The 2,857-nt window shown below is 41.5% G+C and carries 3 protein-coding genes; all 3 read left to right on the top strand.

Annotation, left to right across the window (positions count from 1 at the left end; translation table 11 throughout):
• Positions 1-483: 483 nt before the first annotated feature.
• The 3 genes from F6K38_RS31185 to F6K38_RS31175 all read left to right on the top strand — a co-directional run bounded on the left by F6K38_RS31185 (position 484) and on the right by F6K38_RS31175 (position 2,808).
• Positions 484-1,197: a hypothetical protein gene (locus F6K38_RS31185; protein ID WP_008185175.1), complete on the top strand. Its 714-nt coding sequence runs from the start codon at positions 484-486 to the stop codon at positions 1,195-1,197.
• 162 nt (positions 1,198-1,359) lie between these two features.
• Complete coding sequence (locus F6K38_RS31180) at positions 1,360-1,770, top strand: hypothetical protein (RefSeq protein ID WP_008185177.1); 411 nt, start codon at positions 1,360-1,362, stop codon at positions 1,768-1,770.
• Positions 1,771-1,923: 153 nt separating this feature from the next.
• The gene (locus F6K38_RS31175; protein WP_287358935.1) at positions 1,924-2,808 is read left to right on the top strand and encodes an RNA-guided endonuclease InsQ/TnpB family protein; all 885 of its coding nucleotides are present in this window, start codon (positions 1,924-1,926) and stop codon (positions 2,806-2,808) included.
• Positions 2,809-2,857: the final 49 nt, after the last annotated feature.

The raw sequence follows: 2,857 nt of genomic DNA, 5'->3' as shown, positions 1-2,857 counted from the left end.
ATCCTAGCACTATACCTGAGTAAGAGCTTGATCAAACAATGGAGAGATCAACCCTTCCCACTGATGCGAATTTTAGGCTTTGGTATCTGCTCAGTAGGAGTAGTTTTCTTATCTTCTGCAATTTTTGGATAAGAGGTTTTAATAATGAAGAATGAAGAATTAAGAATGTATAATTAAGAATGTATAATTAAGAATTGATGAGAATTTATAATTCTGCTTTATGTATTCTGCTTTCAGCATTCACCATTCTTCATTTTGCCTTCCGCCTTAGAGGATATCTAAAAAGTTTTTTGATACTGAATTTTGCCCCCTAGCCCCCCAATTATGCGGTGCGCACCGGTGGGGAAGAATCAATTTGCTGCTAAAAGTCCCCCAAGCGAGGGATTGCTCGCTTGGGGGACCAACGGGGGCTTGGATGTAGCAAATGAGACTTATCAGACAACCTCTTAGGTAGCTAGTCCTTTAATTCTGTGTCAAAAACCGATGAAAGCTAACCAAGTTAAACAACTTAACTTTTCCGGTGCCTACATAGATGGGAAGTACGTTGAAAATGTGGAAAATTATCCCATTAACAGTCGTACTATCACCGTTAATCCTGAAGAGACAGATGCTTACCTGAGCGAAACGAACACCAGCATTATTCCGGCTTTTTCATCGACCATCCTCAAAGATACTACTGTCCAAAAAGCCAAATCCTTACTTTTGCTGGAGGTAGTAGAGAGCAAAAACATCGGCAAGATTGTCTTTGAGCCAGGGTGGAATCTATTAGGTAATTTGATCGACTTCCCCAAAGATGTACCGCTGTGGAAGTCTCCTCAAGATGAGGCTGGAATTATAGAAGTCGATCCCTATTTTATGGCAAGGCAATCGAGTACACCCCATCAACAAGAAAAGTTCTCTGTTAAAGTTAACCTTTGGTATGCCCCTTCTCGTACCAATTGTGCCATCCATAACCAACATGACTTTCTTGAAATTCACACCCAAGTCTTGGGACAGGGACGAATGCAGAAGTTCAAAGAAGAGGATTTTGGGACTCTCTATGAAGATCTCTTGATGACTGAGGGATACACCCAGATCGTTCCTTTTTGTGAAGTACACGAAAACCAGCAATATACCTATCCGTGGCATCAGTATTATTCAGATACGGATTGTATCTGGATGGCGATCGAATATCATCCGATTAAAATTTCTAACTGAACCGTTAGATATTGATGTCTTCTCTTATTGGTTTTACTTTCCCGGAAGATTCCAAAGTTGCCAATTGCTCATTGAGCAGCTATAAATACCTCAGCCAAAAAGCTGAGAGGTCACAACTAAAAAGTATTGTTAGCTTATTGAAGAGTTATAAAAAGATAGTCTATGATTTATATAAGTATTTTGGGACGTTTGAAGTGGTTAAAAGCCGGGATATTAACTGCGATCGCAATCGGGCTTTGCTGGGCGTGTTTTTCCGCTCCAGTACTTGCAGATGCTTCTGTTGGGAACGCGGAACCGAGCTTGAACACCAATTTGGTAGCCTATTATAACTGGCGTGCCGATGAAACAACAGAGGAAACGAGAAAGGTATGGGAACACCACATTAATGCATGGGCAAACTCCGACCTAGAGGACATTATCTCTGACTATTCCGAAGACTCCATCTTGATTCTCAACAACACAGTTTACAAGGGTATTGACCAAGTAGCCTGCGTTTTTGACAGTCTTTTTGAAATATTTGCAGATGGCAATAATATAATCGTTCCTGAAACGATCGAAGGTGAAGTTATTTAGCCGGGGACGTACAAGTCGAAAGCCCCGCATTTTTAAACCGGGGATGAAGACTCACAGCGGCTTTAGCCGCCTTGAGAAAATATTCTAAAAATGTTCCGTAATTTTACTATAGATGTTGTAGAATAAATTAAGAGCGGTAGAGGTCGATAACCGATGATTATTATGGAATTCAAAGTCAAAGGAAAAAAGAGTCAATACTCAGCAATTGATGAGGCTATCAGGACAGTAAAATTCATCCGTAATAGCTGTATCAGGTTATGGATGGATAATAAAGGAACCAACAAATTTGATCTCAGCAAGTACAGTAAAGTATTGGCTCATCAATTTCCATTTGCTAATGAGTTAAACTCAACGGCTCGCCAGGCTGCCTCAGAAAGAGCATGGTCATCGATCGCCCGTTTCTATGACAACTGCAAAAAGAAAGTACCTGGAAAGAAAGGATTTCCCCGATTCCAAAAACACTGCCGTTCAGTCGAATATAAGCAGTCAGGATGGAAACTTTACCCTGATAAAAAGTCAATAACATTCAGCGACAAGAAAGGGATTGGAAAACTTAAGCTCAAGGGTACATGGGACTTGTGGCGCTTCGACAAGAAGCAAATTAAGCGAGTCAGGATCGTAAAAAGGGCTGATGGCTACTATGTCCAATTTTGCGTGTCAGTTGATAACAACGAGGAAATAGAGCCATCAAAAAAGACTATCGGGTTAGACGTAGGGCTAAAAGAGTTCTATACCAATTCTGATGGCAAGACAGAACCCAATCCCCGTTTTTACAGGACTGGGGAAAAGAGATTAAAGTTTTATCAACGCCGAGTTTCTCGGAAAAATAAAGGCAAGGCCGTAGGCCACGCTTCGCGAACAGCCAATCGTAAAAAAGCAATTAATAGACTAGCTAGGCATCACCTTAGTATAAGTAGGCGACGTGAAGAGCATGCCAAGAGACTGGTTAGAAGTTACCGTAAGAAGAGTGCAGCCTTTATAGTTGGTAGGCTATGCATCAAAGGTGGCAGGTTTTGTTGTAAGGCTGCACTCTTCTAAGGTTTCGTCTCCGGCACGCTGCGTAGTCCGGTCTAACGACCTGGTGGCC

The organism is Moorena sp. SIO3B2 (assembly GCF_010692525.1).
Taxonomy (GTDB): domain Bacteria; phylum Cyanobacteriota; class Cyanobacteriia; order Cyanobacteriales; family Coleofasciculaceae; genus Moorena; species Moorena producens.
Note: the sequence above shows the minus strand (reverse complement) of the source record. Positions and strands in the feature narration are given on the sequence as shown.

What these genes read in the sequence shown, in the direction of transcription:
- F6K38_RS31175 (WP_287358935.1), top strand. Translation starts at nt 1,924, where the DNA reads ATGATTATTATGGAATTCAAAGTCAAAGGAAAAAAGAGTCAATACTCA.
- F6K38_RS31185 (WP_008185175.1), top strand. Translation starts at nt 484, where the DNA reads ATGAAAGCTAACCAAGTTAAACAACTTAACTTTTCCGGTGCCTACATA.
- F6K38_RS31180 (WP_008185177.1), top strand. Translation starts at nt 1,360, where the DNA reads ATGATTTATATAAGTATTTTGGGACGTTTGAAGTGGTTAAAAGCCGGG.